This window comes from Gallibacterium salpingitidis (assembly GCF_001678495.1).
In the GTDB taxonomy this organism is placed as follows: domain Bacteria; phylum Pseudomonadota; class Gammaproteobacteria; order Enterobacterales; family Pasteurellaceae; genus Gallibacterium; species Gallibacterium salpingitidis.
In genome coordinates this window covers 22,885-29,411 of the sequence record NZ_JTJL01000067.1, presented here as the reverse complement: position 1 = coordinate 29,411, position 6,527 = coordinate 22,885, and the positions used below count along the sequence as shown (strand labels likewise).

At 36.0% G+C, this 6,527-nt stretch carries 7 protein-coding genes; 5 read left to right on the top strand and 2 right to left on the bottom strand.

Translation table 11 applies throughout. The features are described 5' to 3' along the window. The coding region (locus QS62_RS10925) for a hypothetical protein (protein ID WP_231923710.1) at window positions 1-495 on the top strand (495 nt) is incomplete at its 5' end. Window positions 496-508: 13 nt separating this feature from the next. Here QS62_RS10925 and QS62_RS10920 read toward each other — a convergent pair. Next, entirely contained in the window at window positions 509-1,312 is an 804-nt protein-coding gene (locus tag QS62_RS10920; RefSeq protein WP_066110111.1) for a hypothetical protein, read from the bottom strand. Window positions 1,313-1,407: 95 nt separating this feature from the next. Between QS62_RS10920 and gloA the strand changes: the two genes are divergently transcribed. From gloA to QS62_RS10905, 3 genes are all read left to right on the top strand, one after another. Further along, a complete protein-coding gene (gloA, locus tag QS62_RS10915; protein ID WP_066110109.1) occupies window positions 1,408-1,815 on the top strand; it encodes a lactoylglutathione lyase in 408 nt (135 codons plus the stop codon). Between the two features lie 88 nt (window positions 1,816-1,903). After that, entirely contained in the window at window positions 1,904-2,593 is a 690-nt protein-coding gene (gene rnt / locus QS62_RS10910) for a ribonuclease T (RefSeq protein ID WP_066110107.1), read from the top strand. Window positions 2,594-2,646: 53 nt separating this feature from the next. Then, entirely contained in the window at window positions 2,647-4,005 is a 1,359-nt protein-coding gene (locus QS62_RS10905) for a Na+/H+ antiporter family protein (protein WP_066110105.1), read from the top strand. 46 nt (window positions 4,006-4,051) lie between these two features. On the opposite strand, the gene QS62_RS10900 is transcribed toward QS62_RS10905, so the two are convergent. Beyond that, window positions 4,052-5,113, bottom strand: a complete 1,062-nt coding sequence (locus QS62_RS10900) for an NADH:flavin oxidoreductase/NADH oxidase (RefSeq protein ID WP_066110103.1) — start codon at window positions 5,111-5,113, stop codon at window positions 4,052-4,054. 295 nt (window positions 5,114-5,408) lie between these two features. On the opposite strand from QS62_RS10900, the gene QS62_RS10895 reads away from it, so the two are divergent. Then, window positions 5,409-6,443 (top strand): ABC transporter substrate-binding protein, encoded by a 1,035-nt coding sequence (locus QS62_RS10895; protein WP_066110102.1) that lies wholly within the window; start codon window positions 5,409-5,411, stop codon window positions 6,441-6,443. The last annotated feature ends 84 nt before the right edge of the window (window positions 6,444-6,527 follow it).

The window sequence follows — 6,527 nt, the reverse complement described above, 5'->3', positions numbered from 1 at the left end:
GTCAGTCAGTCAGTTAATATTCTAATGCGTATAATAGTCTTAATACTAGGGATTTTTATTACTTTTTTTAGTTATAACAGAAGTGCATTGGCGAATGTATTTCCTGATATCCCTACACAAAATGCAAATAAAATTTCTCACCAAGCTGAGATACGGGTTCTTTCGCAAAATGTACAGCGTAACCATGATGGACAGCTCTCTTTTTCTACGACTTATGCGATTCAAAATCAATCAGATAAATCTATTCAACAGATCGCATGGTATGCTGTCTATATCTTTAATAATCGTATTATCGATAACCGTTTTATTAACTTAAAATTTAATCAATTTAATATCTTAAAACCCGATCAGAAATACTATTTATCAACACTTTTACCTGAAGAAGAGATGACTGATTTTAGTAAAAATCTTTTCACTAATGATGCCAAAAAGATTACGATAAAACCCGTCATCAAATTTATTCAATTTGATGACGGTACAACTATTACTAAATAATTGACAGGTCAGATTAGAATAATAATAGTGGAGAAAAGCCTGATAATAAGATAATCAACGCTAATAACCCATAATGAGGTTTATTTCTACGGATAATTGGATAACTCCACGCTGCTAACAATAATAAATGCGCAATAAAGTAACAGGAAAGATGGAAGGACTGCCAGATAGTAGTATGCTGTTCTAAATAAACAATTGCCACACTTACCATTGCAAAAACACTACTCGCTACTAAGCCAATCAAAGCGAAATAAGGCAATAAATCCATTAAACCATGTAAGCGATTACGTGAAACTAATAATCCCCAATAAGCTAACCCGATTCCCAAAACAACTTGTAATAGAGGATTGAAAGTTAAACCTACCGAAATTGGTACGAGAAAGACAGGAATCAATGCCAATAATAAACCAATAACCGCAACAATTAAGCCTAACCATAAAATTCCACGTCTTAACTGTTCTTCTTTTGGTTGTTGCCAAGTCGATAAAGTTAGCACCAAACCACAACAATAAGCTAAACGAATTGGTAAATAGACTTTAACTTGAAAGCAAGTTACCAATAACCAACCTAACCAAAAGATAACAAAATAGAGATTCCAACGACTTAAACGGCTACGTTGTCCATTACAAATCTCACCACGTAAGAAAATAATTTGAATGATGAGTTGTGCCGATAATACCGCAATTAATAGATGGGAAATGATGGATTCACCGATAGGTTTTGCTAACAGCAACACATAATCTGCGAGAATAAGTAATACAATCGGTAACACTGAAAGTGCAATCACCGATCCCTTTGCTTGCTGATGTTCTGACATAATAAGATAACCTTGAGAAAAATTGTGATTTATGTCACGCATTATGTCATAATTGGGCCGTTTTTTCTTTAAATTTCACTTTCGTTGGAGGAAATATGCGCTTATTACATACTATGTTACGTGTTGGTGATCTTGAACGTTCAATCAAATTCTATACTGAAATTTTAGGTATGCGCGTGTTACGTCGCAGTGAAAATCCTGAATATAAATATTCGCTTGCTTTTGTTGGTTATGATGATGAAGACAAAACTGCAGTAATCGAATTGACCTATAACTGGGGCGTTTCCGAATATGAACTAGGTTCTGCATTTGGTCATATTGCAATCGGTGTTGATGATATTTATGCAACTTGTGAAGCAGTGCGCGCTGCTGGCGGAAAAGTGACTCGTGAACCAGGCCCGGTAAAAGGTGGTACTACCGTAATCGCATTTATTGAAGATCCAGATGGTTATAAAATTGAATTTATTGAAAATAAGAGCGCTAAAGCTGGTTTAGGCCAATAATCTTTTTTCAACCTCTTTTTACTTGATACTCACTCTCCATATTTATGGAGAGTGAATTTATTTTTAGAAAACTTAATTGGAATGTAATGTGAACCAATCTGTAACTGAACAAGCTACCGAAGTCGTTAATTATAATCTTTTAAAACACCGTTTCCGCGGTTATTTCCCTGTCATTATTGATGTCGAAACATCAGGTTTAAATCATCAAACCGATGGTTTGTTAGAACTTGCTGCAATTACCGTTAAAATGGATGAACAAGGCTTATTATTGCCTGATGAAAAATGCCACTTTCAGATTCGACTATTTGAAGGGGCAAATATTGATCCTAATTCCTTAAAAATTAATGGGATTGATCCTCATGACCCAGAACGACAAGCGGTTGATGAATTAACTGCCTTAACTGAATTCTTCCAAATGGTACGTCGTGGACAAAAAGCTGCTGAATGTAAACGTTCTATTTTAGTTGCACATAATGCAATGTTTGATTACAACTTCTTAACTGCAGCAATTAATCGTACTGGTATTAAGCGCAATCCATTCCACCCTTTTGCCACCTTTGATACCGCAACTTTAGCTGGTTTTATGTTTGGACAAACCGTATTACGTACCGCTTGTGATACTGCCGGTATTCCATTTGAACCAAGCAAAGCACATTCCGCTTTATACGATACAGAAAAGACTGCAGAATTATTCTGCTTAATGGTCAATAACTTAAAACAAGCAAACCTTTTCCCACCAATCTTAAACAGTGAGAAAAATTGCTCGACAAATCCATAAATTTTATAGATTATTGCGTTTCTCAATATTACAAATTTAAGGAACACAACATTATGTTATTTAGCAACGAAGTTGTTATTTCAATTATCGTGTTGCTTGCGCTCAGTTTAATGCGCATCAACGTCGTCATTGCCTTAATTATTTCAGCATTAACTGCTGGATTAGTTGGTGGCTTAGATCTTAATAAAACTGTCGCTGTCTTTACTGATGGCTTAGGTGGTGGTGCCTCTGTTGCAATGAACTATGCTGTTTTAGGTGCATTTGCCATTGCGATTTCTAAATCAGGCGTAACTGATTTACTGGCTTACAAAGTCATTGTACGTTTAGGTCATACACCGAGTACCAGAGCATTATTCTGGTTTAAATATTTCTTACTCGCAGTATTGCTCGCTTTTGCGATTTCTTCGCAAAACCTCTTGCCAGTACATATTGCCTTTATTCCTATCGTTGTTCCACCATTACTCAGCATCTTCAATAAATTAAAAATCGACCGTCGTGCTGTTGCTTGTGTTTTAACATTCGGTTTAACAGCGACCTATATGTTGCTACCAGTCGGTTTCGGTAAAATCTTTATTGAAAGCATCCTAGTAAAAAATATCAACGAAGCAGGTGCACAATTTGGTTTGCAAACAACGACTGCTCAAGTGTCATTAGCGATGTTAATTCCTGTTATTGGGATGATTATTGGTTTACTTACTGCAATCTTTATCAGCTATCGTAAACCAAGAGAGTATGTAGTACATACTAGCGAACCAACTTCAGAAAACTTACAACAACGTATCGCTCAAATTAAACCATTCCATATTGGTATTAGTATTTTCGCCATTATTGCAGCATTTACCTTACAACTTTTCACTGACTCTACCATCGTCGGTGGCTTAGTAGGATTAATCATTTTTGCAGCTGGCGGTATTTTTAAATTAAAAGAAAGCAATGATGTTTTCCAACAAGGTTTACGCTTGATGGCGATGATTGGTTTTGTGATGATTGCCGCTTCTGGTTTTGCTAAAGTCATCAATGAAACTGGCGGGGTAACTGAGCTAGTACAAACATTTAGTACTACTATCGGTGCTGATAACAAAGGATTAGCCGTATTCTTAATGTTGCTTATTGGTTTATTTATCACTATGGGTATCGGCTCTTCATTCTCTACCGTACCTATTATTACTTCTATCTATGTACCGATTTGCGTTAGCTTCGGTTTTTCACCATTAGCAACTGCTGCGATTGTTGGTGTATCTGCAGCATTGGGTGACGCCGGTTCACCAGCATCTGACTCAACCTTAGGCCCAACTTCAGGTTTAAATATGGACGGTAAACACGATCATATTTGGGATTCTGTAGTACCAACCTTTATTCACTATAATATTCCTTTATTGATCTTTGGTTGGATTGCGGCAATGGTGTTGTAATCAACAAATATAGATTGGCTACTGAAAACAGTAGCCAATTTCTTGATTAATTAAAACCACGTATATATTGATAAGGAATATCCGCTATCGGCGTACTATCACTCGCATTTTGCCGATATTGAGCATTCAATACCCAATAAGGTTCACGCAATAAACCACGCCCAATGGCAACAAGATCAGCATCGCCACTACCAATAACATAATCTGCTAATGCTGGATTATCTAACATACCCACTGCAATCACTGGTAATCCCGTTGCTTCTTTCACTTTACGTGCTAAATATACTTGATACCCTGCTGCAAATGGCGGATGTTTACTTTCTGCTAACGCGCCATTACCGCCACCGCTGACATCAAACATATCAACACCAGCTGCTGCAAAACGTTTTGCCACTTCCACACCATAATCACTATCAAAGCCATTTGCGGAATATTCCTGCGCAGAAATACGCATTAACAATGGCATATCTGCCGGCATTACAGCTTTTGCCGCTTTAATAATTTGCTCACCAAATAACATCCGATCTTGTCCATATTCATCTTGACGTTGATTTGATTTCGGTGAATAAAATTGATGGATCAAATAACCATGTGCACCATGTAATTCAATTAAATCGAAACCAGCTTCTACTGCTCTCTTTACTGAATTTTGGAATAGTTGAATAATCTCCTTAATTTCATCTTTACTGAGTTCTCTTGGTGTTTTTAAATTTTGCCCAGCATAATCTAATTCACCATAATGAATTGCAGAAGGCGCTACAACATCATCACAATCTTGTGCTTTACGACCAGCATGACCAATTTGAATACCAATTTTTGCACCATATGAATGAACTATATCAACAATACGCTTAAACGCATCACGTTGTTGATCATTCCATAAACCTAGACAATTTGGAGTAATACGCCCATTTGGTGCAACATTGGTCATCTCTACAATGATTAAGCCAACGCCACCAATCGCTCTTGAGGCATAATGGACAAAATGCCAATCATTTGGCACGCCATCTGTCGCACTATACTGACACATTGGCGGCATAACAATCCTATTACGCAGTGTTAAATTTTTAATTGAGAACGGTTGTGTAAAATAGCGAAACTTTGCCATTATTCTCTCCTTAACATTATTAATAAATTAATCACTTTTGTTATTATATTGCCAGCAATAAATTCGTTATCAATCATTTTACTTATCAATATAATTGTTATTTTAAGATAAGCCTTCTCTTTTTATACAACTGACTTTCGATAATCACCATTAGATTATATTTTGGTTGATTTTTTATCTTCTCTTCTATTTCGCGCCAATAAATTTCTATTTTTGTGAATTTATTCACAGTTCTACATACAATCTTTTTTTATAATCCACCGATACTTTTACTTATCATAAGGAGTAACAATTTATGCGTTTAACCACTTCTCTTAAACTTTCAGCTATTGCTGTTAGTGCTATGTTATTAGCTTCAGCGGCTCAAGCATCAGGTCGTTTAGTTGTATATTGCAGCGCAACCAATGAATTATGCGAAACAGAAACTCAAGCTTTTTCTAAAAAATATGATGTTAAAACTTCATTTATTCGTAATGGTTCTGGCAGCACCTTCGCTAAAGTTGAAGCTGAAAAAAATAATCCTCAAGCAGACGTGTGGTACGGTGGTACATTTGACCCACAATCTCAAGCAGGCGAATTAGGTTTATTACAACCATATCAATCACCAAACCTTTCACAAATTGTGGAAAAATTCCGCGATCCAGGCAAGGTTAAAGGAAACCTCTCTTCTGCAATCTATATGGGTATTTTAGGTTTCGGGGTTAATACTGAACGTTTAGCTAAACTTGGTATTAAAGATGTACCGAAATGTTGGAATGATTTATTAGATCCTCGCTTAAAAGGTGAAATTCAAATTGCCGACCCACAAAGTTCTGGTACAGCTTATACCGCAATTGCTACTTTCGTACAATTATGGGGCGAACCAAAAGCATTTGAATACTTCAAATCTTTAGATAAAAACATTTCCCAATACACTAAATCAGGTATTACACCATCTCGTAATGCGGCACGTGGTGAAGCAACTATTGGTATCGGCTTCTTACACGATTACGCATTAGAAAAAGAAAAAGGTGCTCCTTTAGCATTGATCGTACCTTGTGAAGGTACCGGTTATGAACTTGGTGGCGTTAGTATCTTAAAAGGTGCGAGAAACTTAGATAATGCAAAATTATTTGTTGATTGGGTATTATCAAAAGAAGGTCAAGAGTTAGCATGGAAGAAAGGTCAATCACTTCAAACCTTAACTAATACTACTGCTGAACAATCTCCAAATGCGTTTGATCCAACTAAACTTAACTTAATCAATTATGATTTTGAAAAATATGGTTCTAGTGACGAGAGAAAACGTTTAATTGATAAATGGGTCAATGACGTTAAATTAAATAAATAATAAAAAGTAAATCAAATAGCTATACAATAATCGTATTTATCGCTATTTCTTATTTTCCTAACACAATAGGGAATTATCCATATT